The sequence below is a fragment of the Stutzerimonas stutzeri genome (genome assembly GCF_024448955.1).
GTDB classification, from domain to species: domain Bacteria; phylum Pseudomonadota; class Gammaproteobacteria; order Pseudomonadales; family Pseudomonadaceae; genus Stutzerimonas; species Stutzerimonas stutzeri_AQ.
Window position 1 is genome coordinate 225394 of sequence record NZ_JAMOIH010000001.1, and the last position, 26958, is coordinate 252351.

The window sequence follows — 26958 nt, forward strand, 5'->3', positions numbered from 1 at the left end:
AGGCAGGCGTTACGCCGCCAGAACGGCGGCGGTGCAAACAGGTTTACTCGTCGAGATCGTCTTCGCGTCGATTCATACCGTACTTGCGCATCTTCTCGACCAGCGTCGTCCGTCTGATACGCAAGCGCTCAGCGGCACGTGCCACGACGCCGCCAGCGTCCTCAAGGGCCTGCTGGATGAGGCCCTGCTCGAGATTGCCCAGGTACTCCTTTAGATCGAGACCCTCGATGGGCAACATGGCCTGCGTCCCGGCTGCGACAAGGGGGGTGTTGATAGTCGCGCGTGCCTCTATTTCGTCTTGCAAGTCGACCACGTATTGCTCGTCGTCATCATCCACATGGCGGAACTTCTTCGGCAACTCCATAACGCCGATCACGCCGTACGGATGCATGATTGCCATACGCTCGACCAGGTTCGCCAGCTCTCGCACGTTGCCAGGCCAGTCATGACGACAAAGCGACATGATGGCCGCCGAATTGAAACGGATGGAGCCGCGCTTCTCGTGCTCCATACGCGAGATGAGCTCGTTCATCAGCAACGGAATGTCCTCGATACGCTCGCGCAGAGGTGCCATTTCGATGGGGAACACATTGAGACGGTAATACAGATCCTCACGGAAACTGCCGTCCACGATCATCTTCTCCAGATCCTTGTGGGTCGCTGCGATGATGCGTACGTCGGCATTCTGGGTGCGATTGCTGCCCACACGCTCGAAGGTGCGCTCCTGCAGAACCCGCAACAGCTTGACCTGCATTGGCAACGGCATGTCACCAATCTCGTCGAGGAACAGAGTTCCGCCTTCAGCGAGTTCAAAACGACCGGCACGGGAGGTGATTGCCCCCGTAAACGCGCCTTTTTCATGACCGAACAGCTCGCTTTCCAGCAGTTCAGCCGGAATCGCTCCACAGTTGACGGGCACGAAAGGCCCGCCGCGGCGCTTGGAATGGTAATGCAGGTTGCGTGCAACGACCTCTTTGCCAGTTCCCGACTCACCGAGGATCAATACGCTCGCTTCGGTATCGGCGACCTGCTGCATCATCTGCCGGACATGCTGCACCGCGCGGCTGGTGCCCACCAGGCTGCGAAACAGGTTGGGCTCGCGCTGTCGTCCGCGCGCCTTCGCCTGGTCATACATTTCCCGATAGACCTGAGCCCTATGAAGCGAATCGAGCAATTTGTTGTAGCTCGGCGGCATTTCAAGGCTGGTCAGCACCCGACGACGGATCTCATCAGGCCAATCCGCCGGGGCGGGCTCGCCAATCAGCATGAGCGGAAGGTTCTCGTCCCACTTGCTGATCTGTTTGAGCAGTTCGACCGCGCCGCCCTTGGCCGACACCGCACCCAGCAGGACGCCCAGCACGGCGCGGCTCGATTCCAGCGCATCGACGGCGGCTTTCCATTCGCTGCTGGCGCAAGCGATATGGTCTTCACTCAAAAAGCTGAGAATGACCGCCAAATCCCGGCGACGATCCTTGTCGTCGTCTATCAACAAAATCTTGGTTTCACGCCACATCTTGTTTATAGCTCTAGAGGCTGATAGGAGGCCTGCGCTCGTCTCCGGCAGAAACGACTACGTCTCGGCAGATGAGACGTAGTTAATTAAAAAAAACGCGTCGAGTCAAATTTATGACGTGGTTCAACGACAAAGAGTAGAAAAAGCGTCGAATTTCGCTAGTAAACGCAGAAGGATAAACAGGCAGGCTTAGGTAAAACAATCGAACTGACGTAAGCGTGGTCGCTGACGAAGGGGTTTCCCCGCATCGGCGGTCGCAAGACATAGACGGCCGCGAATGGGTCGGCGATGCCAAGGCGAGCGTGTATTGGGCCAAGAGGCGCTTGCTTAGCCAAGGCCGAACAAGTTCGACCCTACGGTCATGTTTCGGTAGTCATCTGCGGGCTAGCATCAAACGTAGGGCCGAATTTATTCGGCCAACGCGCGCCTTGTAATCGGCAGAGGGGCTTGCGATCGACGAAGCAACAGGCCAGAGCTTGGCGATAACGGAAGGGAGTCAGGCTTGCGGATGGTAAGCCGAGCGAGTGAGTCAACCAAACAACTTATAAACATTAGCGCCGTGCTTGGATTGGTTGAGCTGAATGAGCTCATCAGCGACACGACGCTGCTCGGCCTGACAAGTCGTGACCAGCTCGCGATAGAGGCTCACCAACTCCTCCAGGCGTTGACGAATCGCCGGCTCGTCCTCGCGGGCTTCATTCATCGCAGCTTCGACAACCTGCCGGCATTGCAGATCCAAGACACTGATGGCGGTCCAGTCCTGTTGCACCATCGCATCGCGCAAGGCGTTGCCGGTTTCCTCAAGACGTTTGACTGCTGCACTCATGGATCCGCTCCGGATGAACTGGTTACGAAGGGCGAGCCTACAAGGCTGCTCGGGAGTCTACTGCGACTGAAGCCTGTATCGGCCATTTTCGATTGGCCTTTAGCACGACCGGTTAAAAAGCATCAATGCAGACCGCGCAATCCTGTTGGGACACTGGGAGGCGCAACCGGCTCCCAGGGCCCGTCGGGACGACCGGCACAATACCAGTCGCCATCCCAGCGGTAGTAAAGCCGCTCGCGATAGAACATGTTCCGCCCCTCCACAACATAGACGCCCAATCGATTGTCCCAATGCGCAGGAGCATGCGGTGGCGGTGCGTAGCGCGGATGGCTTTTTTGCGTGGCGGGCGGGCGCGGTGCCGGCGGCGTGCGCACGGGGGGCGGGCTTATGACCGGCTCGCGAGGTTCGGACACTGGCGGAGTCGGCGTAGGTGCCGGTTCCGAAGCCTGATACGGATTGCCGGCACAAGCGCCCAGCAGCAGCGCCAGCATCGTTACAGCGCCCATTCGAGGCAGGAAAGAGACACCTGCCGAAACCGAACCTCTCACCATTAGCCCTGCCCTCTTGAGCGCCTCTACATCAGGGCGCTTCCGGTTGATCGATTGTCAGTTCAATCGCATCTTCATTGTTCAACGTCAATGGCTCACTGCTGCCTTGCCATTCGCCCCGGGTCGCGTCTCCATCCCGGGAAACGCGAGCGAACAACCTGACCTGCTCGAAGTTGGACAAGCGAAGCTGCGGAGTCATTGCATCGGCGTCGGACAAACTGACGGTAGCCGGCAGATCGGCCACTGTCAGGCGCTTCACCGCCAGCGGCATCGGCGGGCCGGAAACCGCACGAGCAAAGACGAATACCGTATCAGTAGGCTGAACTTTGTCTGCAAGTGCGGCGCCCAGCTGCACATCGACCGTCAGGGCAGCACCGCTAGCTGCAACCGGCTCGCCAGCGGGTTTCGACACGCTGTCAGAAGCCGTTTCGCCCAGCTGCTCCCGCGCTCGGGCGATGCCGCCCTGGATGGCCTCACGCGAAGGGTCTTCGGCAGGCAAGGTCGCCACCAGTCGTTCCCAGAAGCCTATTGCTTCATCGAACCGCTCGTTTTCATAAGCGGCGATGCCGAGCAGGCCAAGGCTGGTGACCTCATGGGGGTCTGCCTGCAGGGCTTCATCGGTGAGTTGCTGCATGCGCGGCGTCCAGCTCCGACCTTCGGCAAAATAGAGCGCCTGCGCCCACTGTCCCAGCAGTTCAGGCTGGCGCCCGGCCAGATTGACGACCTGCTCATAAGCTGCCGCTGCATCGGCCGGACGCTCCTGGCTCATGTAGGTTCTGGCCAGGAAATACCATGCCTCGGAAGACTCGGGCTGTGCCTTGACCGCGCGCTCAAGCCTCGCCGTCATCTCTTCGATGCTTCCAGGCTGCACCGCGAACTCCCGCGTCAGTTGCAGCTTGTCGCTCGCACCCCATTGCATATACAGACCATAGCCAAATAAGGGCACCAGGATGGCCACAATCAGCGGAACGGCCCGGCCCAGGTTGCTGCTGCGATGTGCGTCACTACCCTCGGTGTCGTCGAGTAGCTCCCGTGCCGCATCGGCGCGGCCCATCTCGTACTGCTCCAACGTAAGGGTTCCGGCCGATTGCTGTGCGGTCAGCTCACCGAGCCGCTCCTGGTAAAGCGCGACGTTTAGCGCCGTCCGGTCCTCTTCGGCCTGTAAGCGACGCCCCCGCAACACCGGAAGCAGCAGGAACGCCAGGGCGGCCAGCAACAGCAGGCCCGCACCTATCCAGAAATCGATCATGGTTCTTTTTTATCCAGCAACGTGGCGAGGCGCGTGCGTTCGGCCTCGGAAAGTGTGTTCGACGCCTGGCTAGCTGCGCCTCGGCGGCGGCGTATCAGGATGATTGCCAGCACGACGAACCCCAGCGCCAGCAAGGCAATCGGGCCGTACCAGAGCACGAGTGTCTTGGCATTGACAGGCGGCTTGTAGCGCACGAAGTCGCCATAACGAGCGACGAGGTAGTCGACGATCTGCTCGTTGCTCTGCCCTTCATCCAGCATGCGATAGATTTCGCGGCGCAGATCCATGGCAATGGGCGCGTTGGAGTCGGCGATGTTCTGGTTCTGGCACTTGGGGCAGCGCAGCTCCTCGATCAGCGTACGGTATCGCTCCCGGTCGGCCTCGCTCTTGAATTCATAGGTATCGATTGCGCCATGGGCAGCGAGGCTGAGCAGAAGGCCCAGCAAAGCGGTAGCGAGGAAGCGGATCATTGCTCGTTCACCAGTGCCTGATAGAGCGGCCCGAGCCTTTCGGTCCAGACGCGCTCATCGATGGCTCCGACGAATTTGTCGCGAATGATGCCCTGCTTGTCGACGACGAAGGTCTCCGGCGCGCCATAGACACCTAGGTCAAGACCTAGACTGCCGTCGGGATCCTCGACATTGAAGCCGTACGGATTGCCGAACATCTGCAACCAGTCGCGAGCCGCATCGCCGTTGTCCTTGTAGTTGATGCCGTACACCAGGACTCCCTGGGCGGCCAGCTTGTTTAGCATCTCATGCTCGGCCTTGCAGGTCGGGCACCAGGTTGCCCAAACGTTCACCAGTGCCGGTTTGCCCTTGATGTCTTCAGCGCTGACCAGCCGCTGCGGATCCTCGAGCGAGGGCAGAGAAAACGACGGCATCGGTTTTCCGATCATCGTCGAGCCGATGTCCGTGGGGTCGAGGTACAGCCCCTTGTAGAGGAAACCCGCCACCAGGAGGAAAATCGCCAACGGCAGCAACATCAATAATCTTTTCATCTCAGGCTCCTTGCTGGGCCAAACCGAGCGTCTCGCGGACACGCGTTCTGACTTTCACTCGGTAACGCTTGTCAGTGACCGAGAGCACACCACCCAGGGACATCATCAAAGCGCCCAGCCAGATCCAGCGAACGAACGGCTTGATGTGCACCCGCACCGCCCAGGCGCCGTTTTCCAGAGGCTCGCCAAGAGCCACATAGAGATCACGAGTGAAACCTGCGTCGATGCCCGCCTCGGTCATCGGCATCTGCTGCACGGTGTAGAGCCGCTTCTCGGGATGCAGGGTCGCGACCTGCTTGTCGCCATCGAAGACGCGAATGGTGCCCTTGTCGGACGTGTAGTTGGGGCCTTCGAAATGCTCGGCACCTTCGAAGACAAAGCTGTAACCGCCCAGCTCCAGCGATTCGCCAGGGGCGAGACGCAGGTCGCGCTCGTCGCTCTGCTGGCTCGTCAGCACTACCCCTATGGCGCAGACCGCCAGCCCAAGATGCGCCAGCTGCATGCCCCAGTAGCTGGGCGCCAGGCTCCGCACGCCCTTCAGCAGACCCTTGTGGCGGGTCTTGTCGAGAATGTCGCGTACCCCGGCGGTAACCACCCAAGCGGCCAGCAGACAGACCGCCAGCACCGCCCAATGGAAGTCCCCGAACAGCATCGAACCCAAGCCGCCAAGCACGGCGCTGGTGATCAGTACCGGCGTCAGCATGCTCACTAGCCACTTCACTGGAGTGTCTTTCCAGCGCACCAGCACGCCCACGCCAAGCGCAAGCATTAATGCCCCGACGAGCGGCAGGAACATCGCATTGAAATAGGGCGGCCCGACCGAGAGCTTGGTGTCCGACAGCGCATCGAGCAGCAGCGGATACAGCGTTCCCAGCAGAATCACGGCCGTGGCGACCACCAACAGCAGGTTGTTGACCAGCAGCAGCGTTTCACGCGACCACAGGCCGAAACCGACCTGGCTCTTCACCACTGGCGCACGCAGGGCGAACAGGGTCAGCGAGCCGCCTACTACCAACAGCAGAAACGCGAGAATGAAGACGCCGCGCTCCGGATCGGTGGCGAAGGCATGAACCGAAGTCAGTACACCAGAGCGGACCAGGAAGGTGCCTAACAGGCTGAGCGAGAAGGCAGCAATCGCGAGCAGGACCGTCCAGCTCTTGAAGACGCCGCGCTTTTCCGTCACGGCCAGCGAATGGATCAGTGCGGTACCCACCAGCCAGGGCATGAAGGATGCGTTTTCCACCGGATCCCAGAACCACCAGCCGCCCCAGCCCAGTTCGTAATAGGCCCACCACGAACCCAGCGCGATACCGGCGCCGAGAAAGGCCCAGGCAATCAGGGTCCAGGGACGCGACCAGCGCGCCCATGCAGCATCCAGACGGCCACCGAGTAGCGCGGCAATGGCGAACGCAAAGGCCACCGAGAAACCGACGTAGCCCATATAGAGCATTGGCGGGTGCACGATCAGACCGAAGTCCTGAAGCAGCGGATTGAGATCACGGCCATCCATCGGTGCCTGCGGCAGCAGGCGCTCGAATGGGTTGGAAGTGACGATCAGGAACAGCAGGAAACCGATGCTGATCAATCCCATGATGCCCAGTACCCGGGCCAGCATGTCCTCCGGTAGTTGCCGCGAAAAGATCGCTACCGCGAAGGTCCAGCCTGCCAGGATGAAAGCCCACAGCAGCAGCGAGCCCTCATGCGCGCCCCAAACGGCGCTGAATTTGTAATACCAAGGCAAGGCACTGTTGGAGTTCTGCGCAACATAGGCGACGGAGAAATCATCTACCATGAAGGCGTATGTGAGGCAGGCAAAGGAAAATGCCAGAAAACTGAACTGCCCCCAGGCCGCCGGTTGTGCCAGCCCCATCCACTGGCGGTCGCCCCGCCAGGCGCCGATCAGCGGAAGCGTGCCCTGCACGACGGCCAGACACAGCGCCAGAATCATTGCCAGATGGCCGAGCTCGGGGATCATTTCGCATACTCCTGCTTGTCGCCTTCGTAATGCTTCATCATCCCGCTCTTCTCCAGCGCCTGGCTGACTTCCGGCGGCATGTAGTTTTCGTCGTGCTTGGCCAGTACCTCGTCAGCAATCAGAACGCCATCAGCATTGACCCGCCCAAGGGCGACGATGCCTTGCCCTTCACGAAACAGATCGGGAAGGATGCCTTGATACTGGATGGTGACCGTTTCGTTGTTATCGGTAACGCGGAAGGAGACGGTGAGCGAATCGCTGCTGCGTGTCACCGAGCCGGCTTCGACCAGGCCGCCGGCACGAATCCGCGTACCTTCCGGCGCTTCGCCCGCGGCGATCTGCGTCGGCGTATAGAAGAGGTTGATGTTCTCTTGCAGAGCGGTCAGCGCCAGCGCCACCGCAATGCCCACACCGGCCAGAATGGCCAGCACGATGAACAGACGCTTTTTGCGCACAGGATTCACTTCATCTCCTCCCGGCGCAAACGGCGCGCCTCGTCTTGCAGATAACGTCTGCGCGCCATCATTGGCAGCGCCACGTTCAGGATCAGGACAGTCAGGCTGATGCCGTACGACGTCCATACATACAGGCCATGATTCCCCATGGCGATGAATTCGGAAAACGACGAGAAGTTCATGACTTGCCCACCAGCGCGCTCACTTCAGCCTTGACCCAGCTGCTTCGCGACTCGCGGCGCAGCACCTCCAGGCGCATGCGCATCAACAGCACCAGCGTGAAGAAGCAGTAGAAACCCAACACCATGACCAGCAGCGGCAGCCACATTTCCATTGGCATGGCCGGCTTCTCCGTCACGGTGAAAGTCGCTGGCTGATGCAGGGTGTTCCACCACTCCACCGAGTATTTGATGATCGGAATGTTGACCACCCCGACGATGGCGAGAACCGCACAGGCCTTTGCCGCGCTGTCGCGGTTGGTGATCGCCTGGCCCAGAGCGATGATGCCGAAGTACAGGAACAGCAGAATCAGCATCGATGTCAGCCGTGCGTCCCATACCCACCAGGCGCCCCAGGTCGGCTTGCCCCATACCGCGCCGGTAAGCAGCGCGATAAATGTCATCCAAGCGCCAATGGGCGCGGCCTGCTGCAACGCGACGTCGGCCAGTTTCATCTTCCACACCAGCCCGACGATACCGGCCACCGCCATCATCACGTAGATCGACTGGGCCAGAAATGCTGCCGGCACGTGGATATATATGATCCGGAAGCTGTTCCCCTGCTGGTAATCCTGCGGCGCAAACACCAGGCCCCAGACTACTCCTACGCCGATCAGAATCAGCGACGCCCAGGCCAGCCACGGCATCCAGCGGCTACTGATCTCGTAGAACCATTTGGGCGAACCCAGCTTATGGAACCATGTCCAGTTCATAGAACCCGCCTCACTTCCACGGCGTCTGCCGATACTGCCTCGAAAGAGGCCAGCACCCACTTGTTCGCAATCAGTAAATTCATCGAAACCGGTCGTCTCGCATCGGCAATTCGCGTATCAATACTGGAAAAATACATCGTGCAACCCGTCATTCACCGACGCTGATTTTCAGGCCAGCGGCTATTGCAAAGGGAGTCAGCGTGACTGCCAGTGCAGTCAGGCTGGAAAGCCATAATAGGTGACCGAGAGCAGGCAGCCCCTGCAACGCCGCTTGCAGAGCCCCACTGCCCAGAATCAGCACGGGGATATAGAGCGGAAGAATGAGTAGCGCCAACAACAAGCCTCCACGCTTAAGGCCGACAGTCAACGCCGCCCCGACTGCGCCCAACAGGCTGAGCACCGGTGTGCCTAACAGAAGCGAGACCAGCAGCACCGGAAGCGCGCTGACCGGCATGCCCAGCATGAGTCCCAGTAAAGGTGCCAGCAGAACCAGAGCCAGACCGGAAAACAGCCAGTGTGCCAGCACCTTGGCGAGCACAAGAAGAGCCAGAGGGTGCGGCGAAACGACCCACTGCTCGAGCGAACCGTCTTCGAAGTCGCTGCGAAACAGGCCGTCCAGCGAGAGAAGTACAGCTAATAGAGCCGCCACCCAGATTAGCCCGGGGGAGATCGTTTGCAGCAATTGCGACTCGGGGCCGACGGCCAAGGGAAACAAAGCGATGACGATCGCGAAGAACACCAGCGGATTGGCCAGCTCAGCCGGCCGACGAAACAGCAGTCGAGATTCGCGAGCCAGCAGCAGCGTGAACACGTTACTCATGCGGCAGCTGCCCCAGATCGATTTCGCGAAAGCTCGCCGGTTTCATGACGAGCAAATGATGGGTGGTCAGCACGACCATGCCGCCCTGCTCGCAATGAGTCGCCAGATGCCGTTCGAGCTGCGCTACGCCATGCTTGTCGAGTGCGGTGAAGGGCTCATCGAGGATCCACAAGGGCGGCGGCGACAGATACAACCGGGCCAGCCCGACGCGACGCTGCTGGCCGGCCGAAAGCGTATGGCAGGGTACATCCTCGAAACCGCGCAACCCGACAGCCTCGAGCGCTTGCCAGATCGCATCGCGGGTCGCAGGCTGATGCAGCGCAGATAACCAGGTCAGGTTTTCTTCCGCGCTGAGCAACCCTTTGATGCCCGCCGCGTGGCCGATCCACAACAGATTGCGGGCCAGTTCGCCGCGCTGGCTTTCGAGGTCTTGACCGTTGAGTAGCACCTTCCCCGCGGTTGGCTGCATCAGCCCGGACAGCAGCCGCAGCAGACTGGTCTTGCCACTGCCGTTAGGGCCGGCGATCTGCAACATTTCCCCTTTAGCGATCCGTAGGTCTAACCTCTCGAACAGCAGACGCCAGTCCCGCTCGCAGGAAAGCGCCGCAGCTTCTAGAAAGGGACTGGACACGCTAGGGCTACCCTCAAGATGGAAGAAGCCCGGCCGCTACAGCGAGATCAGGTCGGGCGGCCGGATTATACATGCCGAGCCCCGGCACCGAAGGCCACAAAGGCGAAAGGTTGTAAGAGCATTTAAGTAAAAATGACCGAGATCAAAAGTACCCCGGCGATCCCCGCCTCCGGCCCGTCTCGCCCGACGGCATCGCCGGCCGAGATGGCGTTGAAACTGCTGCAACCGATGCAGGGACTGCTCGTCGCCGGGGAAAGTGCCGAAGCCGAGGTCGTCCGCATAAAGGAAGCGCTGCAGAGCTTTCAGCTGACGCTGCGCCTGACCTTAGAGAACGGCCGGCAAGCAACCGTCGAAACCAGCAGCGCCAGAGCGGCCGCGCCTGGAGCGGCCATGCTCGTTACAGCGTTGTCCGACACCCGCCTGATTGCCGCGCTGCAACCCGGCAACCGTCAGCCGCAGAGCAGCATCGACCTCGATCTGCTTCCGCTGGGTACGGTCGTGCAGGGAAAGGTGACGGCTAGCCAACAAATACAACAGGACGGCAAAACCCTGTTCAGGGTCGTGATCAGCCTGCTCAACTCCCCTCTTGCTGGGCAGAAGCTGAACGTCGAATCGGCCATGCCCCTTACGCCAGGTAGCTTGATAACTGCCCGTGTCCAGGGCGATCAGTCCCTGTCGTTCATGCCGTTGAGCGGTCGTCTCGATCAGCTGGTGCTGGGCCAGCAGCTGACTGCGCAACATAGCCGCCAGGGTTCTATCGAAGGGCTATTTGGCGCGCTCAGGTCCAGCTCCGCATTGCCCGATCAATTGCGCGGCGCGGCCGAACGTTTGCTCGGTCTGGTTCCGGACATGCAACAGCTTAGCGACGCAAAAACGCTGGCGCAGGCGCTGTCGCGCAGCGGCGTATTTCTCGAATCCAGTTTGTTGAGCGGCCAGGCGGACGACCTGCCGACCGACATGAAAGCCGCCCTGCTCCGCCTGATCGCCCAGTTGCCGGGGCTACCGGGCGGCGCTCCGCAGGCCATGCAGGCCGGGGGAGCGTTCGGACAGGCGCTGCCGGCTTTTGCTCGCAATGCACTGGGCGCGCTTGGACAACCCAACGCACGCCAGCAAGCGCAAAGCTTCCCATTGCCGAGCCGGTTGGCGTCAAATGCCGACGACGAGGCTGACCTGGAATTGCTGCTGAAACTTGCCGCGGCCGCGGTATCGCGGCTACAGACGCATCAGTTGTCCAGCCTGGCCCAGACCCAGACCAACCCGGACGGCACTCAGGTCACGACCTGGCAGATCGAAATACCGATGCGGGATCAGCGCGACATCGTCCCGCTGCAGGTGAAGTTCCAGCGTGAAGACGAACCCGCGCAAAACCGCAAGGAGAAACCGGAAACGCTCTGGAAAGTCGAACTGGCCTTCGATGTGGCGCCCCTGGGCCTGATACAGGTGCAGGCGCAGCTGCTGCAGGGCAGCCTGTCGAGTCAGATATGGGCCGAACGCAGCGGTACCGCCGCGCTGATCTCGGCGGAGCTGGATCACCTGCGGCAGCGTCTCGTCACAGCGGGGCTGTCTGTCAGTGAACTGGCCTGCCGCCAGGGAACACCACCGCAAGGCCCGCGAACCACTCTCGATCAACGCTTTGTGGATGAAACCGCATGACCGCCCACACACCGCGACAGGCCATCGCGCTCACCTACGATGGCGCCAACACGCCCACGCTCTCGGCCAAGGGCGACGACGAGCTGGCCGAAGCGATACTGGCCATCGCCCGTGAGCATGAAGTACCGATCTATGAAAATGCCGAGCTGGTGAAACTATTGGCGCGTCTGGAACTGGGCGACGCCATACCCGAGGCGCTTTATCGCACCATCGCCGAAATCATCGCGTTCGCTTGGTATCTGAAGGGCAAATGCCCGCCCGGCTTTGCCGAGCAACGGCATTCACCGGACGTTCCGCTACTCAATGGGCCTGAGCGTTGAGCGTCGTAATGCCGTTGAAGCCGCTCTTCTCCTGCGGGAAGTCCGCCAGCACCCAGGCGAAATAGCCTTCTCGGAAATAGAACACCTGCTCGTAACCCCAGGCGACCGCGAGACGAACCGCCTCTGCGCTGGCCGGACAGACCTCGCTGTCGCAATAGACCACCAGCGGTACGGTTCTTGGCCAATCGGTATGCGCCAGCCCGAGAAATTCGCTCGCCAGATCCATATGCACCGCGCCTTCGACATGTCCCCAGCCCCATTCACGGCTCGGACGCACATCGATGAACACCGCCCCCAGCTCATGCAGCTGCCTGGCCTGGAACACATTGACGGTCATCGCCCCTTCGACCTCTACCGGCGCTTCAGCTGCCCATAGCGACGTGGGCGCGACCAGCAGACACAGCATCAGAATGCGTAGCATCACATCCTCCTCGCCCTGTTGGGCATGGGCCTGCAACGGACATGGCAGAGCCCTGTCCTGGTTTGGAGGAAACAATGGTCATATCGTTCACTGCGGCGGGCGTTCGTTATGAAACCGCAACGACGGATGGGGGACGGAGCCTAGGGCCTGCTCCCGACGACTGAGCGACCAGAGAAATTCTTTTTGGAACGCTCAAGTCCGTAGGGCCGAATTCATTCGGCCACAGATTTGAGGAGGCCGAACAAGTTCGGCCCTAGGAGATTTGGCGCAGCAACGCGGCTCGCGACGGAACGCCAACAGCCCTAGCTCGGCTTGCGTCGCGCCTGATACAGCTTGCGCATCAGTTCGGCTTCCGACTGGGACAGCCCGCAGGACTGCGTCAGATCATCGTCGCTGGCACCCATGCCAATCAGCTTGGCGGCCTGGGAAAAGGTGAAGTTGTTCGGATCGCGCTGCTCGAGCTGAGTGAGCCTTTCAGGCAGAGGCGCAACGACCCGTGACAGTTCGTGCAGATTCTTGCCCATGCGCACGCTGCCATCGAGGTAGGTATCCAGACGTGCGGCAAGTTCCTTGATGCGTTTGTCGCGAGCCGCGTCTTCACGCGCTTGCAACTGAGCTTGCTGCCGCTGGCGACGGAACAGCCAGATGCAGCAGCCCAGCAGTGCCAGGCAGCACAGGGCAAGCACGACGACTGCCGCGACCAGCGACGCCATCATGTGTCAGATGCTCTCAAGGTCCGCCCATTCTTCTTCGCTCATCATCTTGTCCAGCTCGACAAGAATCAGCAGCTCGTTGTTCTTGTTGCAGACACCCTGAATGAACTTGGCCGACTCGTCGTTACCGACGTTGGGCGCGGTTTCGATCTCCGACTGGCGCAGATAGACCACCTCGGCCACGCTGTCGACCAGAATACCGACCACCTGGCGATCCGCCTCGATGATGACGATGCGGGTGTTGTCGGAAACAGGTGCTGTGTCGAGACCGAAGCGCTGACGCGTGTCGATCACCGTGACCACGTTGCCCCGCAGGTTGATGATGCCGAGCACATAGCTAGGCGCGCCCGGCACCGGTGCAATCTCGGTATAACGCAACACTTCCTGAACCTGCATGACATTGATGCCATAGGTCTCGTTGTCCAGACGGAAGGTTACCCACTGCAGAACCGGATCATCGGAACCCTGTGCGGAAGTCATCTTCATAGCCCCACCTCTTCATATGCCGCTGTGGCGGTCGATTCTATCGGTTATTCAGGGTCTGTTGACGTTTCGTCGCGCGCCCCTGGTTGTTCAATTCTCTACGACGGCACGCCCTTGAGATGACGGGTCGCGCCGCTGGCGATCAGTTCGGCAAGCGCGGCCACATCCACCAGCGCGCACATATGATCGATCACCGTTCCGGCCAGCCATGGCCGTTGAGTGCGCTGCGAGCGCCATTTGACTTCCCTCGGGTCCAGGCGAATCGAGCGGCTGACCTGATGCACCGCCAGCCCCCATTCGTATCCCTGCACCGAAATCACATACTGAAGCCCCTCGCGAAAATCGTCGCGATAGCGGTCGGCCATGACCCAGCGCGCCGTGTCCAGAACCTTCAGATTGCCGGCCTGACTTGGCAATATGCCGAGAAACCAGGCGGGTTGGCCAAACAACGGCGTCAGGTCCTGACCAGCGAGCGGATAAATGGAACCAAGGCTGACCAACGGCACGGCCAGGGTCAAGCCGGCCACGTCGAACAGCAGGCATTCAAAGGGCTCCTCGCCCCACTCCGGCTGGCCACCTTGTGCCGGCGGGCCACCGGGCAGGTGCGCCTGCAACTTGATATCCGCAATCGGTTCGACCAGTACCGGCGCCTTCTCAGCCGGCGTTTCGGGCGGCAGCTCAAGCAAAGCTTCCGGCTCCGCCACTACAGGCGCAGGCGCGGGAGTCGGCTCCGGCTCGGGCACGAACTGCCGCAGCGGAACCACCCGCTGGACGTCGCGTTGCTGCTCTTCGAGCACTGCAGCCTGGAACTCGTCGTGGCTGACCGATTCGGTCAACTCCATGACGGCATCCTGCAGCAGCGCGTCGAGATAGGACTGCAGCGTCTGTTGCGATCGGCTTTCTTTAAGAAGGGTACGGCTCATGAAACCAACTCGTGCGAACCAACTGGATAGGCTATCGGCCACGACCACGGCGAACTTGAACCGTGATCGGGCCGTACGTCGTATTCAAGCAACCTGCGGAGAAGCCTGCGCGGCCAGCAGCGTCTTGAGCAGCGCGCGATAGGCAATGACTCCTCGACTGTTGGCGTCATGCTGCGAAGGCGTGACGCCGGCGCGGCTGGCATCGCGCAGGCGCGTATCGATCGGGATGTATGCCTGCCAGAGATTAGCCTGATAGTTATTGCGCAGCACCTTCAGGGTATTCATCGATGCCTGGGTACGCCTGTCGAACATGGTCGGCACGATGGTGTAGGGCAACGCCTGCCGGCGCGAGCGATTGATCATCGCGAGCGTGCTGACCATCCGTTCAAGGCCCTTCATGGCCAAAAATTCAGTTTGCACCGGAATGACCAGCTGCTGGCTGGCCGCCAGCGCGTTGACCATCAGCACACCGAGCAGCGGGGGACTGTCGATGATGGCGTAATCGAAATCCTGCCACAGCTGCGAAAGGCTCTTGGCAACGACCAGACCGAGCCCATTCTGACCCGGCGACTGGCGCTCCAAAGTCGCCAGTACCGTACTCGACGGCAACAGCGAGATCCGCTCGTGACTCGTCGGCAACAGCAACTGCCACGGCAGCCCCTCCGGCACGGCACCCTGGTGCTGGAACAGATCGAAGACGCTGTGCTCGAGATTATCGGGATCATGACCGAAATAGCTCGTCATCGACCCATGGGGATCGAGATCCAGCGCCACGACCCGCTTGCCGGCATCGGCCAGCAATCCGGCGAGTGCGATGGAGGTGGTGGTTTTACCCACTCCGCCTTTTTGATTGGCTACAGCCCAGACTCTCATAACTCGTTTTCCATCCGGATCGAACCAGACCGGGAAAGGCCGTGTCGGCATGACCGACGACGGAGAATTGACGACACCGCAAGCGGCACCTAACGACTCTCACTGGAAGCAGATTGTGTGCCAGAGTGCTGCGCCACTCCGGCAGCTCGGGCATTACCACTCCCTACCCCACTGATGCTGCGCCGCACATCGAGATTGCGGGAGATGACCAGTATTACCCGGCGATTACGCGCGCGGCCCTCCGCTGTCGCGTTGTCGGCTATAGGCTGGAACTCACCGTAGCCCACCGCGGCCAGACGCGACGGGTCGACGCCATCGGCCGCGAGCATCCGCACCACACTACCGGCACGCGCTGCGGAAAGCTCCCAGTTAGTTGGAAACTTGGTCGTGCTGATCGGCAGATTGTCGGTGAAACCCTCCACATGTATCGGGTTATCGAAGGGCGCCAGAATCCCGGCAACCTTTTCCAATAATTCGAACGCATGATCGTTGGGCAATGCATCGCCGCTGGGGAACAGCAGGCTGGAGTTCAGCTCGATCTCCACCCAGAGTTCGTTACCGCGAACGGTGAGCTGTTTCGCGTCGATCAGATCGGCGAAAGCTTCTTGCATACTCTGCATGATGCTCTGTAGCGGATCGATCGGCTCGCGTGACGATTGCGGTTCGTCTATTTGCGAGACGTCGGGTTCAGTAGTGCGGGGCCGCTCTTCGCCGATCGGAATCGGCTTGACCGCCCGGTCGGCCTGATTGAACACGCCGACGAGCGAGTCGGAAAGGATCTTGTATTTGCCCTCGTTGAGCGAGGAGATCGAATACATCACCACGAAGAAAGCGAACAGCAGCGTGATGAAATCCGCGTAGGAAACCAGCCAGCGTTCGTGGTTCTCCGGCTCCTCATGTGCTCTGCGTCGGGCCATGGTCAGGCCGCTCGCAAAGAATATGAACGGTCAGGCACAGCCACTCGCACCATCGGAACGGTAGCGTAGTGGCGATGAGTGGCTGTGATCGGAGCGTTTACCATGTTCATTCTCGTGTTGCGGCGGCGAAATTGCGCGCCGTAGGCGTTAGGGTCTGTTGATGTTTCGTCGTGCGCCGCGTACGAAACATCAACAGACCCTAATCCATGAAGCCTTGCAGCTTCATTTCTATCGAGCGGGGGTTCTCCCCTTCGGCAATCGACAGAACGCCTTCGAGCAACATTTCGCGGTAGGCGGTGTGTTTCTGCACCACGCTCTTGAGCTTGTTACCCATCGGCAATACCAGCAGGTTGGCAAAGGCGACGCCGTAGATGGTGGCAACGAATGCAACAGCTATGCCACTCCCTAGCTGGCTAGGGTCGGCGAGATTGCCCATCACGTGGATCAACCCCATTACGGCTCCGATGATCCCTACCGTGGGCGAATAACCGCCCATGCTTTCGAACACTTTCGCCGCACGGAGATCGCGGGTTTCCTGGGTGTACAGATCGACTTCGAGGATGCTGCGAATCACTTCCGGCTCCGCGCCATCGACCAGCAGCTGTAAGCCCTTGCGGGCATAGGGGTCGGACTCGGTTTCGGCGATCGGTTCGAGGCCCAGCAGCCCTTCTTTACGCGCCGTGGCGCTCCAGCCTGTGACCAGGCTAATGCCACGGGCCATGTCGACACGCGGCGGGAAGAATATCCAGCCAACGATCGACATGGCCCGCATGAACACGGCCATCGGCGTCTGCAGCAGCACAGCGCCGAGCGTACCGCCCAGCACGATCAGGGCGGCGGGACCGTTGAGCAACGCCGAGACATGACCGCCTTCGAGAAAATTACCCCCGACGATGGCGACGAACGCGAGGACCAGCCCGATCAGGCTGAGTACATCCATCAGATACAGGCCTCGCTCAGATGGCGACCGATGTCATCGAGGCCATAGACGGCGTCGCTGAGGTTGGCCTTGGCCACCGCCATCGGCATGCCATAAATGACGCAACTGGCTTCGTCCTGCGTCCACACCTGGCTGCCACTCTGCTTGAGCATGCGCGCGCCTTCCCGGCCATCGGCACCCATGCCGGTCAGCACGACCGCCAATACCTTGTCGGTGAACGCCTTGGCGGCGGAACCGAAGGTCACGTCCACGCAGGGCCGATAGTGCAGCCGCTCGTCGCCCGGCAGGATGCGCACCGCACCGCGCCCGTCGACCATCATCTGCTTGCCGCCCGGCGCCAACAGTGCCAGTCCGGGACGCAGCAGGTCGCCGTCTTCGGCTTCCTTGACGCGGATCTTGCACAGCTTGTCCAGCCGCTCGGCGAATGCCTTGGTGAAGGCCGCCGGCATATGCTGGATCAATACGATGGGAGCCGGAAAACTGGCAGGCAGCTGAGTCAGAACACGCTGAAGTGCTACCGGGCCGCCCGTCGAGGTACCGATGGCCACCAGCCGATACGCCTTGCGCCGAGGCGCCGCCGAGGCCTGCGCTGGGGCTGCGGTGCGCGGCGCCGCCGGAGCCAGTCCCGCAGGAGTAGCCGCAGGACGAACTGCCGGCGCTACGGCTGCCGCGGTGCTGCTATAGCGGCGGTTGCTGCGCGATATCGTGTTGACCTTCTCGCACAGCAGTCGCTTGACCTTCTCCGGATTACGGGAAATGTCCTCGAAGTTCTTCGGCAGGAAATCCACCGCTCCCGCATCCAGCGCATCGAGGGTTACCCGGGCGCCTTCGTGGGTAAGCGAGGAAAACATCAAAACCGGCGTCGGGCAGCGCTGCATGATCTGCCGCACGGCGGTGATGCCGTCCATCATCGGCATCTCGTAATCCATCGTGATGACGTCGGGCTTCAGTTCGATGGCCTTGTCGATGGCTTCGCGCCCGTTGGTGGCGGTTCCGATCACTTGAATATTCGGGTCGGAAGAAAGGATCTCCGAGACACGGCGGCGGAAGAAGCCGGAATCGTCCACCACCAGGACCTTGACTGCCATTAAAACGCTCCTAGCGATAGCGGCCCGTCAGGACCGCTGCGAACTGATCAGATCCGGCGCGCGTAACGCTTGAGCATGCTCGGAACATCGAGGATCAAGGCGATGCGGCCATCGCCGGTGATGGTCGCGCCGGACATGCCCGGTGTGCCCTGCAGCATCTTGCCCAACGGCTTGATCACCACTTCCTCCTGACCCACCAGCTGATCGACGACGAAGCCGATGCTCTGATTGCCGACGTTCAGAATCACCACATGGCCCTCGCGCTGCTCCTCCTGCTCGGCGCCACGCACCAACCAGCGTTTGAGGTAGAACAGCGGCAGCGCCTTGTCGCGCACGATTACCACTTCCTGGCCGTCCACCACGTTGGTGCGGGACAGGTCGAGGTGGAATATTTCGTTGACACTCACCAGCGGGAACGCGAACGCCTGATTGCCGAGCATCACCATGAGCGTGGGCATGATCGCCAGTGTCAGCGGTACCTTGATGACCACGCGCGAGCCTTGGCCCTTGGCGGAAAACACGTTGACCGTGCCGTTGAGCTGGGAAATCTTGGTCTTGACCACGTCCATGCCGACACCGCGGCCGGACACGTCGGAGATCTCCGATTTGGTGGAGAAGCCCGGTGCGAAGATCAGGTTGTAGCATTCCAGATCGTTCAGGCGGTCGGCCGCATCCTTGTCCAGCAAGCCTTTCTCCACCGCCTTGGCACGCAGAACCTCGGCGTCCATGCCTTTGCCATCATCGGTGATGAGCAGCAGGATGTGGTCGCCTTCCTGCTCGGCCGACAGCACGACCTTACCGGTCCGAGGCTTGCCGGCAGCTTCGCGCTCTTCCGGCGTCTCGATACCGTGATCGACGGCGTTGCGCACCAAGTGCACCAGCGGATCGGCCAGGGCCTCGACGAGATTCTTGTCCAGATCGGTTTCTTCACCGACCAGCTCGAGGTTGATCTCTTTCTTGAGGCTGCGGGCCAGATCCCGAACCAGCCGCGGGAAACGTCCGAAGACCTTCTTGATCGGCTGCATGCGCGTCTTCATCACGGCGCTCTGCAGATCGGCTGTCACTACATCCAGATTGGAGACAGCTTTGGCCATGGCTTCGTCGCCGCTATTGGAGCCCAGACGCACCAGACGGTTACGCACCAGCACCAGCTCGCCGACCATGTTCATGATTTCATCGAGCCGCGCGGTATCGACCCGCACAGTGGTCTCGGCTTCGCTCGCCGGCTTCTCGGGTGCAGGGGCAGCTTTGGCTGCCGTCTCCGTTTTGGCCGGAGCCACGGCGGCTTTGCCTGGCGCTGCCGCAGGCGCGGATTTCGCGGGCGTGCTTTTCTTCGCAGAGGATGCAGCGGCGACGGGAGCGGCCGGAGCAGGTGTTGGAATTACGGGCGCCGCTTCAGGTTCGAACTTACCTTTGCCGTGCAACTGGTCCAGCAGGGCTTCGAACTCGTCGTCGGTGATTTCATCACCTCCTGCTGCGGCAGGCTTGACCTGTGCCTCGACCGGCTGGACAGGCGCAGCGGTAGCCGGCTCGGAGAAGTGACCCTTGCCGTGCAGCTGGTCGAGCAGGGCCTCGAATTCGTCGTCGGTAATCTCGTCGCTCACAGGCGCTCCAGCGACCGGTGCGGCCGGTGCTGGAATGGGCTCCACCGCAAACTGACCCTTGCCATGCAGCTGATCGAGCAAAGATTCGAATTCTTCGTCAGTGATCTCATCGCTGACGCTTGCGGTCGAGGCCTCGGCGGAATTTTCCAGCGCGCCAAGGAACTGCTCGAATTCGTTGTCCGCCGTTGCGGCTTCGGGCTCAGGCTCCGGCTCGGCTGGGGTCTCGACGACCGGCTCGTCTTCCCCGGCCGGCTCGGCCAGACGCGTCAGCGCCGCCAGCAGTTCTGGAGTCGCCGGGGTTACCGTGGTGCGCTCTCTAACCTGGGCAAACATTTCATTGACGGAATCCAATGCCTGCAGCACGACATCCATCAATTCCGAGTCGACGCGACGCTCACCCTTGCGCAGGATGTCGAAGACGTTTTCAGCGATGTGACAACACTCGACCAGCTCATGTAACTGGAGAAAGCCGGCACCGCCTTTTACCGTATGGAAACCGCGAAAAATCGCATTGAGCAAGGCGGTGTCATCGGGGCTGCTTTCCAGCTCCACCAGCTGCTCTGACAATAGTTCGAGAATCTCGCCGGCCTCTACCAGGAAGTCCTGGAGGATTTCTTCATCGGCGTCGAAGCTCATATTCACCTTCCCCTAAAAGCCCAGGCTCGAAAGCAGATCATCGACATCGTCCTGTCCGGATACGACATCCTCACGTATATCGGCATGCATCTGCGGACCTTCACCATGGGAAGGCTCTTTTTCCTGTTTTTTCTTTTCCTGCTCGGCGCGCATGGCTTCGCGGTCATGCTGGATACCAGCCACGCGGTCGACCTGTCCGGCCATCAGCACCAGCTTGAGCAGGTTGCTTTCGAGCTCGGTGATCAGCCGGGTCACCCGCTTGATCACCTGACCGGTCAGGTCCTGGAAATCCTGCGCCAGCATGATTTCGCTGAGATTCTGAGACAGCTGGCTGCTGTCGCTCAGGGAGCGCTGCAAATACTGGTCAATGCGGCGAACCAGCTCCCGGAACTCCTCGGCATTCATATCCCTGCGCATGAAGCGCTGCCAGTCGGCGACCAGGCTTTGCGCTTCGTAACTGACGTAGTTCACCAGCGGCGCCGATTCCTCGACCAGATCCATGGTGCGGTTGGCGGCCTTTTCGGTCATTTCCACGACATAGGAAAGACGATCGGTGGCGTCGGTAATGGGTGACGGATCGCCGCCCGTAGCGCAGGTATCCATCTCGAGCTTGACGATGGCGTTATGCAGCTCGCGGGTCAGTTTGCCGACTTCCTGGTAGAGCCCGTTGTTACGGGCCTGATTGAGCTCGTTGAACATCTGTGCCGCTTCATCGAAGCGACCCTGCTGCAAACTCTCGATCAATTGGGGTGCGTGAGCCTTCAGAGTCGCTTCGAACTCCGCCAGGCTTTGGTCTGCTTGCGTCATAGTGCCCTCGCGGCGTTACTGCTTCAGCCGTTGACGCGCTCGAAGATCTTTTCGATCTTCTCTTTGAGCACTTGAGCCGTGAATGGCTTGACCACATAACCGTTTACGCCCGCCTGCGCGGCCTCGATGATCTGGTCGCGCTTCGCCTCGGCGGTGACCATCAATACGGGCAGATGCTTCAGGCGCTCGTCTGCACGTACGGCGCGCAGCAGATCGATGCCGCTCATGCCGGGCATGTTCCAGTCAGTGACGAGGAAATCGAAGCCGCCGCTCTTGAGCATCGGCAGCGCGGTGGTGCCGTCGTCCGCTTCGGCAGTATTGGTAAAGCCCAGATCGCGCAAGAGGTTCTTGATGATCCGTCTCATGGTCGAGAAATCATCGACGATGAGGATTTTCATATTCTTGTCCAAGTAAACCTCCGTAAATCCCGAATCCCCAGAACCTGCTCACGGTCTGTTGCGGGCCTCATGAATGAAGCTCGTAAGCGGCCTATAGTGCTTTTTGCGAATCGATCAGCGCCCGCGCCACTCGCCAAGGCGAGCCCGCAGGCGCGCCGCGCACTGACTGTGCAACTGGCTCACCCGCGATTCGCTGACACCCAGCACCTGGCCGATTTCCTTCAAATTCAATTCTTCGTCGTAATACAGCGAAAGCACCAGCTTTTCACGCTCGGGCAGGTTGCCGATGGCCTCGGCCAGCGCCTGTTGAAAACGCTCGTCTTCAAGATCGCGGGACGGTTCCGGATGGGCGCTGGCGGCATCCTCTCCAAACTCCCCGTGCTCACCTTCCTGCAGCAAATCATCGAAGCTGAACAAGCGGCTGCCCAGAGTGTCGCCCAGAATGCCGTAGTACTCATCGAGACTCAATTTAAGTTCGGCCGCAACTTCTTGATCTTTAGCGTCGCGACCCGTTCTGGCTTCGATTGCACGAATAGCATCGCTGACCATCCGCGAATTGCGGTGCACCGAACGCGGGGCCCAGTCGCCCTTGCGAACCTCATCGAGCATGGCGCCGCGGATGCGGATACCAGCGTAGGTCTCGAAACTCGCACCCTTTCCGGCGTCGTATTTCTTCGACGCCTCGAGCAAGCCGATCATGCCGGCCTGCATCAAGTCATCGACCTGCACGCTGGCTGGCAAGCGCGCCAGCAGGTGATAGGCGATGCGCTTGACCAACGGCGCGTATTGATCGATGAGTTGGTATTGCGAGTCTTTTGCCTGAGCTTTGCTGTAATACATAACGAGTCCAGCCGCGGTCAGTCGTTAGGCTCTGTGGCGGGCCTGACGAGGCGCTCCACAAAGAACTCCAAATGGCCCCGCGGCGTTGCCGGCAATGGCCAGGTATCCACCTTCTGCGCAATGGCCTTGATCGCCAGCGAGCATTTGGCTCGCGGATAGGCCTCATATACGGCGCGCTGTTTCTGTACCGCCTTGCGTACCGCCTCGTCATACGGAACCGCGCCGACGTATTGCAACGCTACATCGAGGAACCGCTCGGTCACCTTGCTCAGCTTAGCGAACAGGTTTCGACCTTCCTGGGGCGCGTGTGCCATGTTCGCCAACACACGGAAACGGCTGATGCCATAGTCACGATTGAGCAGCTTGATCAACGCGTAAGCATCGGTGATCGAAGTGGGCTCGTCGGTCACCACCAGCAAAATCTCCTGTGCGGCCCGAACGAAACTCACGACGCCGTCGCCAATGCCTGCCGCGGTGTCGATGATCAACACGTCGATATCGTTGCCGAGATCGCTGAACGCCTGGATCAACCCTGAATGCTGCAGTGTAGACAGCTGCACCATGCTTTGCGTGCCGGACGCCGCGGGCACGATGCGGATGCCACCCGGCCCCTGAATCAATACGTCACGCAGGTCGCATTCGCCCGCAATGACATCGGCCAGCGTTCGCTTGGCGGTCAAACCCAGCAGTACGTCGACGTTGGCCAAGCCAAGGTCGGCATCGAGCAGCACCACCCGACGACCAAGATCGGCCAGGGCCAGCGCCAGATTGACCGACACGTTGGTCTTGCCGACGCCACCCTTGCCGCCGGTAACTGCAATAACCTGTACGGGATGCATACCCATTTTCACACGCCTATATCTTGCTTGAGCCCTTGGGCCTTCGATGCGTTCAGCCCGAACGCGTCTTCTTTGTGTGTATCACGGAGCAAAGCGTTCATCCGACCTTCCGTGAAGAACCGTTGTACAGACCGGAGAACATGTCGGCCATGGTTTCCTCGCTGGGATTCTCCTCCGATTGCAGGCTCACCGCGCGACTGACCAGCTGATGGCTGCGCGGCAGCTGCAGATCGTCGGGGATGCGCGGCCCATCGGTGAGGTACGCGATCGGCAGATGCTGGCTAATGGTGAGGCCGAGCACGTCACCCAGGCTACCGGCCTCATCAAGTTTAGTCAGAATGCAGCCGGCCAGCCCACAACGGCGATAGTGATGCCAGGTCGCCTTGAGCACCTGGCTCTGGCTGGTAGCCGGCAGCACCAGGTAGTTCTTCGATTTGATACCGCGGTCGGCCAAGGTATCGAGTTGCGCGCGCATCATCGGATCATTGGCCGGCAGCCCTGCGGTATCGATAAGGATCAGGCGCTTGCGGGCCAGCGGCTCCAGTGACTTACTCAGTGGCTGGCTGGGGTCGATCTGAATGACCGGCACGTCGAGGATGCGACCCAGTGTCTTCAGCTGCTCCTGCGCACCGATGCGGAAGTTATCCATGCTCGCCAAGGCGATGCTCTGGGCGCCGTGCTTGAGCACATAGCGCGCGGCGAGTTTCGCCAGCGTGGTGGTCTTGCCGGCACCGGCCGGACCGACCAGCGCAATGATGCCACCCTCTTCCAGCGGCTCGACCTTGGTGACCTTGACCGCCTGGGCCAGGTGCGCCAGCAACATGCGCCAGGCCTGACGCGGCTCGGACACATTGGCAACCTTTTCCAGCAAGGCGCGCGACAGGTCGGCGGGCAGACCGATACGCTGCAGTCGGCGCCAGAGATTGGCTTGTTGCGGACGGCGGTTCTGCTCGTGGCCCCAGGCAATCGAGCCGAGCTGCATTTCGATCAGCTCACGCAGGCCTTGAAGCTCGGACTGCATGGCTTCCATCGCACGCGAGTCAGCCGCTGCGGCAGCAACGACCGGCTTCGGCTGAGCGACCACTGCCGGCTTCTCGTCAAGCAGTTGACGATCCTGGCCGGCGGCACTGCGCGACGGCGCGCTCAGCTCGGCATGGGCGCTGGCGATACGGGCCTGGGTTTTGCGCAGCTCGGCTTCCAGGGCCGCGTTCGGCTTCTTGGGCGCAGCGGGCTCCATCGGGTAATCAAGCATGGCCGTCAGCTCGACGCCGCCCGCGACACGACGGTTGCCCGTGATCACGGCATCGGCGCCCAGCTCGTCACGAATCATCTTCATGGCGATACGCATGTCGGCTGCGAAGAAACGTTTGACCTGCATGGCCTGTACCCTCGGTTAATTCTGACCCACCGTCGAAACGATGGTGACCTGCTTGTTATCCGGTATTTCCTGATAGGCGAGGACATGGATGTTCGGTACCGCGAGCCGGGCGAAGCGCGACAGCATCGCGCGGACCGGACCCGCCACCAGCAGAATCGCCGGCTTACCCAACATTTCCTGACGCTGTGCCGCCTCTACCAGGGAACGCTGCAATTTTTCGGCCATTCCCGGCTCCAGGAGAATGCCATCTTCGGAGCCCTGTCCGGCCTTCTGCAGACTGTTGAGCAATATCTGTTCCAACCTGGGCTCAAGCGTGATCACAGGCAGCTGCGGCTCAAGCCCCACAACGTTTTGCACGATTGCGCGAGAGAGCGCGACCCGTACCGCAGCCACCATGGCGGCGGGATCTTGACTCTTGACGGCGACGTTGGCGATGGCCTCGGCAATGGTGCGGATATCGCGTACCGGCACCTGCTCCTGCAGCAGCGCCTGCAACACCTTGAGCAGGGTGGACAGGGAAATCATCCCGGGCACCAGCTCTTCGGCGAGCTTCGGCGAACTCTTGGCCAGCAATTGCATCAGCTGCTGGACCTCTTCATGCCCCAGCAACTCGTGGGCATGCTTGTGCAGGACCTGGTTCAGGTGAGTCGCAACCACGGTGCTGGCATCGACCACGGTGTAGCCGAGTGACTGCGCCTGGTCGCGCTGGCCGGGCTCGATCCACACCGCCTCCAGGCCGAACGCCGGGTCTTTGGCGGCGATGCCGTTGAGCGGCCCGAAAACCTGCCCCGGATTGATCGCCAGCTCGCGATCCGGATAGACCTCGGCTTCGGCCAGGCTCACGCCCATCAGCGTCAAACGATAGGCGTTAGGCAGCAGATCCAAGTTGTCGCGAATATGCACCGATGGCATCAGGAACCCGAGATCCTGCGATAGCTTCTTACGTACGCCCTTGATTCGCGCCAACAGCTGCCCACCCTGGTTGCGATCGACCAGCGGAATCAGCCGGTAACCCACCTCCAGGCCGACCATATCGACAGGCGTCACATCATCCCAACCCAGTTCCTTGGTTTCTGCCGCGCGCTGGGCAGGCAGCGTTTCCAACTGCTTCTGCTCTTCCTGCTCGGTTTGCTGCTTGACCTGCTTCTGGCGATGCCAGATCCAGTAAGCGCCGCCCGCGGCAACCGCGCCGAGGCCGAGGAATGACATGTGCGGCATGCCTGGTACCAAACCCATGGCGATCATGATGCCGGCTGACACCGCCAGCGCCTTGGGCGAGGCGAACATCTGCCGGTTGACTTGCTGACCCATGTCCTCGGAACTGGTCACGCGAGTCACCATGATGGCGGCTGCGGTCGATAGCAGCAGCGAAGGGATCTGCGCGACGAGGCCGTCACCAATGGTCAGCAAGGCGTAAACCTGACCCGCCTCGCTGAAGCTCATACCGTGCTGCGCCATGCCGATACCGACGCCGCCGATGAGGTTGATGAACAGAATCAGCAGGCCGGCGATGGCGTCGCCACGCACGAACTTGCTGGCACCGTCCATCGAGCCATAGAAATCCGCCTCGGAAGCCACTTCGACGCGGCGCTTTTTGGCTTCGCTCTGATCGATCAGTCCAGCGTTCAGATCAGCGTCGATCGCCATCTGCTTGCCGGGCATCGCGTCGAGGGTGAAGCGCGCGCTCACCTCGGAAATCCGCCCGGCACCCTTGGTGACCACCACGAAGTTGATGATCATCAGGATCGCGAAGACGACGATACCGACCACGTAGTTGCCGCCGATCACCACGTTGCCGAAGGCCTCGATCACGTGTCCAGCTGCGGAGCCACCCTCGTGGCCATTGATCAACACCACCCGAGTCGAGGCCACGTTCAGCGCCAATCGCATCAGGGTGGCGACCAGCAGGATCGTCGGGAACACCGCAAAATCAAGCGGCCTCAACGCATAGACACTGACCAGCAGCACGACGATGGACAGCGCGATATTGAAGGTGAACAGCAGATCCAGCAGGAACGGCGGCACCGACAGCATCATCATGCCCATCATCACGAGCAGCAGCAGCGGCACGCCCAGATTGCCGCGACCCGCGCCCGCCAGGCCATTGCGAATGTTGATGAGTTGCGTGCGATCCAATGTAGACCCCGGCAAAAGCAGACCAAAGAATTGACGCGAAG

General features: G+C 60.8%; 29 protein-coding genes. 2 read left to right on the forward strand and 27 right to left on the reverse strand.

All coding sequences use genetic code 11. The features are described 5' to 3' along the window. Window positions 1-43: 43 nt before the first annotated feature. From NA645_RS01065 to ccmA, 12 genes are all read right to left on the reverse strand, one after another. Window positions 44-1513 (reverse strand): sigma-54 dependent transcriptional regulator, encoded by a 1470-nt coding sequence (locus tag NA645_RS01065; protein ID WP_256047106.1) that lies wholly within the window; start codon window positions 1511-1513, stop codon window positions 44-46. A 529-nt stretch (window positions 1514-2042) separates the two neighbouring features. Beyond that, window positions 2043-2339 carry a flagellar protein FliT gene (gene fliT / locus NA645_RS01070; protein ID WP_256047107.1) on the reverse strand — a complete coding sequence of 99 codons (297 nt, stop codon included), beginning with the start codon at window positions 2337-2339 and terminating at the stop codon, window positions 2043-2045. 122 nt (window positions 2340-2461) lie between these two features. Further along, window positions 2462-2845, reverse strand: coding sequence for a hypothetical protein (locus NA645_RS01075; protein ID WP_256047108.1), 384 nt, complete (start codon window positions 2843-2845; stop codon window positions 2462-2464). A gap of 73 nt (window positions 2846-2918) precedes the next feature. Then, window positions 2919-4136 carry a c-type cytochrome biogenesis protein CcmI gene (ccmI, locus tag NA645_RS01080; protein ID WP_256047109.1) on the reverse strand — a complete coding sequence of 406 codons (1218 nt, stop codon included), beginning with the start codon at window positions 4134-4136 and terminating at the stop codon, window positions 2919-2921. Then, window positions 4133-4606 carry a cytochrome c-type biogenesis protein gene (locus NA645_RS01085; protein ID WP_256047110.1) on the reverse strand — a complete coding sequence of 158 codons (474 nt, stop codon included), beginning with the start codon at window positions 4604-4606 and terminating at the stop codon, window positions 4133-4135. The genes ccmI and NA645_RS01085 overlap by 4 nt, the downstream gene beginning before the upstream one ends. Beyond that, a complete protein-coding gene (locus NA645_RS01090; protein ID WP_256047112.1) occupies window positions 4603-5136 on the reverse strand; it encodes a DsbE family thiol:disulfide interchange protein in 534 nt (177 codons plus the stop codon). The genes NA645_RS01085 and NA645_RS01090 overlap by 4 nt, the downstream gene beginning before the upstream one ends. A gap of 1 nt (window position 5137) precedes the next feature. Then, window positions 5138-7111: a heme lyase CcmF/NrfE family subunit gene (locus NA645_RS01095; RefSeq protein ID WP_256047113.1), complete on the reverse strand. Its 1974-nt coding sequence runs from the start codon at window positions 7109-7111 to the stop codon at window positions 5138-5140. Next, the gene (ccmE, locus tag NA645_RS01100) at window positions 7108-7575 is read right to left on the reverse strand and encodes a cytochrome c maturation protein CcmE (protein ID WP_131650126.1); all 468 of its coding nucleotides are present in this window, start codon (window positions 7573-7575) and stop codon (window positions 7108-7110) included. The genes NA645_RS01095 and ccmE overlap by 4 nt, the downstream gene beginning before the upstream one ends. Further along, window positions 7572-7748 carry a heme exporter protein CcmD gene (ccmD, locus tag NA645_RS01105; protein ID WP_256047114.1) on the reverse strand — a complete coding sequence of 59 codons (177 nt, stop codon included), beginning with the start codon at window positions 7746-7748 and terminating at the stop codon, window positions 7572-7574. The genes ccmE and ccmD overlap by 4 nt, the downstream gene beginning before the upstream one ends. Further along, entirely contained in the window at window positions 7745-8497 is a 753-nt protein-coding gene (locus tag NA645_RS01110) for a heme ABC transporter permease (RefSeq protein ID WP_256047115.1), read from the reverse strand. The genes ccmD and NA645_RS01110 overlap by 4 nt, the downstream gene beginning before the upstream one ends. A gap of 148 nt (window positions 8498-8645) precedes the next feature. Continuing rightward, entirely contained in the window at window positions 8646-9317 is a 672-nt protein-coding gene (gene ccmB / locus NA645_RS01115) for a heme exporter protein CcmB (RefSeq protein WP_256047116.1), read from the reverse strand. Then, window positions 9310-9948: a cytochrome c biogenesis heme-transporting ATPase CcmA gene (gene ccmA, locus NA645_RS01120; RefSeq protein ID WP_256047117.1), complete on the reverse strand. Its 639-nt coding sequence runs from the start codon at window positions 9946-9948 to the stop codon at window positions 9310-9312. Before ccmA ends, ccmB begins: the two co-directional genes overlap by 8 nt. 132 nt (window positions 9949-10080) lie before the next feature. Here ccmA and NA645_RS01125 point away from each other — a divergent pair, with 132 nt between their 5' ends. Both NA645_RS01125 and NA645_RS01130 read left to right on the forward strand, forming a co-directional pair. Further along, window positions 10081-11601, forward strand: a complete 1521-nt coding sequence (locus NA645_RS01125; protein ID WP_256047118.1) for a flagellar hook-length control protein FliK — start codon at window positions 10081-10083, stop codon at window positions 11599-11601. Continuing rightward, a complete protein-coding gene (locus tag NA645_RS01130) occupies window positions 11598-11921 on the forward strand; it encodes an EscU/YscU/HrcU family type III secretion system export apparatus switch protein (protein ID WP_256047120.1) in 324 nt (107 codons plus the stop codon). Before NA645_RS01125 ends, NA645_RS01130 begins: the two co-directional genes overlap by 4 nt. On the opposite strand, the gene NA645_RS01135 is transcribed toward NA645_RS01130, so the two are convergent. The 15 genes from NA645_RS01135 to flhA all read right to left on the reverse strand — a co-directional run bounded on the left by NA645_RS01135 (window position 11902) and on the right by flhA (window position 26917). Beyond that, complete coding sequence (locus tag NA645_RS01135) at window positions 11902-12342, reverse strand: rhodanese-like domain-containing protein (RefSeq protein WP_256047121.1); 441 nt, start codon at window positions 12340-12342, stop codon at window positions 11902-11904. The two genes, NA645_RS01130 and NA645_RS01135, sit on opposite strands and share 20 nt — an antisense overlap. A gap of 302 nt (window positions 12343-12644) precedes the next feature. Continuing rightward, window positions 12645-13058 carry a DUF2802 domain-containing protein gene (locus NA645_RS01140; protein ID WP_256047122.1) on the reverse strand — a complete coding sequence of 138 codons (414 nt, stop codon included), beginning with the start codon at window positions 13056-13058 and terminating at the stop codon, window positions 12645-12647. A 3-nt stretch (window positions 13059-13061) separates the two neighbouring features. Next, window positions 13062-13541 carry a chemotaxis protein CheW gene (locus tag NA645_RS01145; protein WP_181100870.1) on the reverse strand — a complete coding sequence of 160 codons (480 nt, stop codon included), beginning with the start codon at window positions 13539-13541 and terminating at the stop codon, window positions 13062-13064. Window positions 13542-13636: 95 nt separating this feature from the next. Beyond that, complete coding sequence (locus tag NA645_RS01150; RefSeq protein ID WP_256047123.1) at window positions 13637-14461, reverse strand: CheW domain-containing protein; 825 nt, start codon at window positions 14459-14461, stop codon at window positions 13637-13639. A gap of 84 nt (window positions 14462-14545) precedes the next feature. Next, on the reverse strand, window positions 14546-15334 hold the full coding sequence (locus NA645_RS01155; protein ID WP_256047124.1) for a ParA family protein: 789 nt from the start codon (window positions 15332-15334) through the stop codon (window positions 14546-14548). Window positions 15335-15423: 89 nt separating this feature from the next. Next, the gene (gene motD / locus NA645_RS01160) at window positions 15424-16251 is read right to left on the reverse strand and encodes a flagellar motor protein MotD (RefSeq protein ID WP_256047125.1); all 828 of its coding nucleotides are present in this window, start codon (window positions 16249-16251) and stop codon (window positions 15424-15426) included. A 199-nt stretch (window positions 16252-16450) separates the two neighbouring features. Beyond that, on the reverse strand, window positions 16451-17191 hold the full coding sequence (locus NA645_RS01165; protein ID WP_256047126.1) for a flagellar motor protein: 741 nt from the start codon (window positions 17189-17191) through the stop codon (window positions 16451-16453). Beyond that, window positions 17191-18279: a protein-glutamate methylesterase/protein-glutamine glutaminase gene (locus NA645_RS01170; protein ID WP_256047127.1), complete on the reverse strand. Its 1089-nt coding sequence runs from the start codon at window positions 18277-18279 to the stop codon at window positions 17191-17193. The genes NA645_RS01165 and NA645_RS01170 overlap by 1 nt, the downstream gene beginning before the upstream one ends. Window positions 18280-18326: 47 nt before the next feature. Continuing rightward, window positions 18327-20519 carry a chemotaxis protein CheA gene (locus NA645_RS01175; RefSeq protein ID WP_256047128.1) on the reverse strand — a complete coding sequence of 731 codons (2193 nt, stop codon included), beginning with the start codon at window positions 20517-20519 and terminating at the stop codon, window positions 18327-18329. 12 nt (window positions 20520-20531) lie between these two features. Beyond that, window positions 20532-21326, reverse strand: coding sequence for a protein phosphatase CheZ (locus NA645_RS01180; RefSeq protein WP_131650110.1), 795 nt, complete (start codon window positions 21324-21326; stop codon window positions 20532-20534). A gap of 23 nt (window positions 21327-21349) precedes the next feature. Then, window positions 21350-21724 (reverse strand): chemotaxis response regulator CheY, encoded by a 375-nt coding sequence (locus NA645_RS01185; protein WP_177493042.1) that lies wholly within the window; start codon window positions 21722-21724, stop codon window positions 21350-21352. A 114-nt stretch (window positions 21725-21838) separates the two neighbouring features. Next, window positions 21839-22585, reverse strand: a complete 747-nt coding sequence (gene fliA, locus NA645_RS01190; RefSeq protein WP_256047275.1) for an RNA polymerase sigma factor FliA — start codon at window positions 22583-22585, stop codon at window positions 21839-21841. Beyond that, entirely contained in the window at window positions 22582-23409 is an 828-nt protein-coding gene (gene fleN / locus NA645_RS01195) for a flagellar synthesis regulator FleN (RefSeq protein ID WP_256047129.1), read from the reverse strand. Before fleN ends, fliA begins: the two co-directional genes overlap by 4 nt. A gap of 91 nt (window positions 23410-23500) precedes the next feature. Continuing rightward, entirely contained in the window at window positions 23501-24781 is a 1281-nt protein-coding gene (gene flhF / locus NA645_RS01200) for a flagellar biosynthesis protein FlhF (RefSeq protein WP_256047130.1), read from the reverse strand. A 15-nt stretch (window positions 24782-24796) separates the two neighbouring features. Further along, window positions 24797-26917: a flagellar biosynthesis protein FlhA gene (flhA, locus tag NA645_RS01205; RefSeq protein WP_256047131.1), complete on the reverse strand. Its 2121-nt coding sequence runs from the start codon at window positions 26915-26917 to the stop codon at window positions 24797-24799. Between the last annotated feature and the right edge of the window lie 41 nt (window positions 26918-26958).

Excerpts from the sequence above, each read along its gene's own strand:
- NA645_RS01065 (WP_256047106.1), bottom strand. The coding sequence starts at position 1,513 with ATGTGGCGTGAAACCAAGATTTTGTTGATAGACGACGACAAGGATCGT.
- fliT (WP_256047107.1), bottom strand. The coding sequence starts at position 2,339 with ATGAGTGCAGCAGTCAAACGTCTTGAGGAAACCGGCAACGCCTTGCGC.
- NA645_RS01075 (WP_256047108.1), bottom strand. The coding sequence starts at position 2,845 with ATGGGCGCTGTAACGATGCTGGCGCTGCTGCTGGGCGCTTGTGCCGGC.
- ccmI (WP_256047109.1), bottom strand. The coding sequence starts at position 4,136 with ATGATCGATTTCTGGATAGGTGCGGGCCTGCTGTTGCTGGCCGCCCTG.
- NA645_RS01085 (WP_256047110.1), bottom strand. The coding sequence starts at position 4,606 with ATGATCCGCTTCCTCGCTACCGCTTTGCTGGGCCTTCTGCTCAGCCTC.
- NA645_RS01090 (WP_256047112.1), bottom strand. The coding sequence starts at position 5,136 with ATGAAAAGATTATTGATGTTGCTGCCGTTGGCGATTTTCCTCCTGGTG.
- NA645_RS01095 (WP_256047113.1), bottom strand. The coding sequence starts at position 7,111 with ATGATCCCCGAGCTCGGCCATCTGGCAATGATTCTGGCGCTGTGTCTG.
- ccmD (WP_256047114.1), bottom strand. The coding sequence starts at position 7,748 with ATGAACTTCTCGTCGTTTTCCGAATTCATCGCCATGGGGAATCATGGC.
- NA645_RS01110 (WP_256047115.1), bottom strand. The coding sequence starts at position 8,497 with ATGAACTGGACATGGTTCCATAAGCTGGGTTCGCCCAAATGGTTCTAC.
- ccmB (WP_256047116.1), bottom strand. The coding sequence starts at position 9,317 with ATGAGTAACGTGTTCACGCTGCTGCTGGCTCGCGAATCTCGACTGCTG.
- NA645_RS01125 (WP_256047118.1), top strand. The coding sequence starts at position 10,081 with ATGACCGAGATCAAAAGTACCCCGGCGATCCCCGCCTCCGGCCCGTCT.
- NA645_RS01130 (WP_256047120.1), top strand. The coding sequence starts at position 11,598 with ATGACCGCCCACACACCGCGACAGGCCATCGCGCTCACCTACGATGGC.
- NA645_RS01135 (WP_256047121.1), bottom strand. The coding sequence starts at position 12,342 with ATGCTACGCATTCTGATGCTGTGTCTGCTGGTCGCGCCCACGTCGCTA.
- NA645_RS01140 (WP_256047122.1), bottom strand. The coding sequence starts at position 13,058 with ATGATGGCGTCGCTGGTCGCGGCAGTCGTCGTGCTTGCCCTGTGCTGC.
- NA645_RS01145 (WP_181100870.1), bottom strand. The coding sequence starts at position 13,541 with ATGAAGATGACTTCCGCACAGGGTTCCGATGATCCGGTTCTGCAGTGG.
- NA645_RS01150 (WP_256047123.1), bottom strand. The coding sequence starts at position 14,461 with ATGAGCCGTACCCTTCTTAAAGAAAGCCGATCGCAACAGACGCTGCAG.
- NA645_RS01155 (WP_256047124.1), bottom strand. The coding sequence starts at position 15,334 with ATGAGAGTCTGGGCTGTAGCCAATCAAAAAGGCGGAGTGGGTAAAACC.
- motD (WP_256047125.1), bottom strand. The coding sequence starts at position 16,251 with ATGGCCCGACGCAGAGCACATGAGGAGCCGGAGAACCACGAACGCTGG.
- NA645_RS01165 (WP_256047126.1), bottom strand. The coding sequence starts at position 17,191 with ATGGATGTACTCAGCCTGATCGGGCTGGTCCTCGCGTTCGTCGCCATC.
- NA645_RS01170 (WP_256047127.1), bottom strand. The coding sequence starts at position 18,279 with ATGGCAGTCAAGGTCCTGGTGGTGGACGATTCCGGCTTCTTCCGCCGC.
- NA645_RS01175 (WP_256047128.1), bottom strand. The coding sequence starts at position 20,519 with ATGAGCTTCGACGCCGATGAAGAAATCCTCCAGGACTTCCTGGTAGAG.
- NA645_RS01180 (WP_131650110.1), bottom strand. The coding sequence starts at position 21,326 with ATGACGCAAGCAGACCAAAGCCTGGCGGAGTTCGAAGCGACTCTGAAG.
- NA645_RS01185 (WP_177493042.1), bottom strand. The coding sequence starts at position 21,724 with ATGAAAATCCTCATCGTCGATGATTTCTCGACCATGAGACGGATCATC.
- fleN (WP_256047129.1), bottom strand. The coding sequence starts at position 23,409 with ATGGGTATGCATCCCGTACAGGTTATTGCAGTTACCGGCGGCAAGGGT.
- flhF (WP_256047130.1), bottom strand. The coding sequence starts at position 24,781 with ATGCAGGTCAAACGTTTCTTCGCAGCCGACATGCGTATCGCCATGAAG.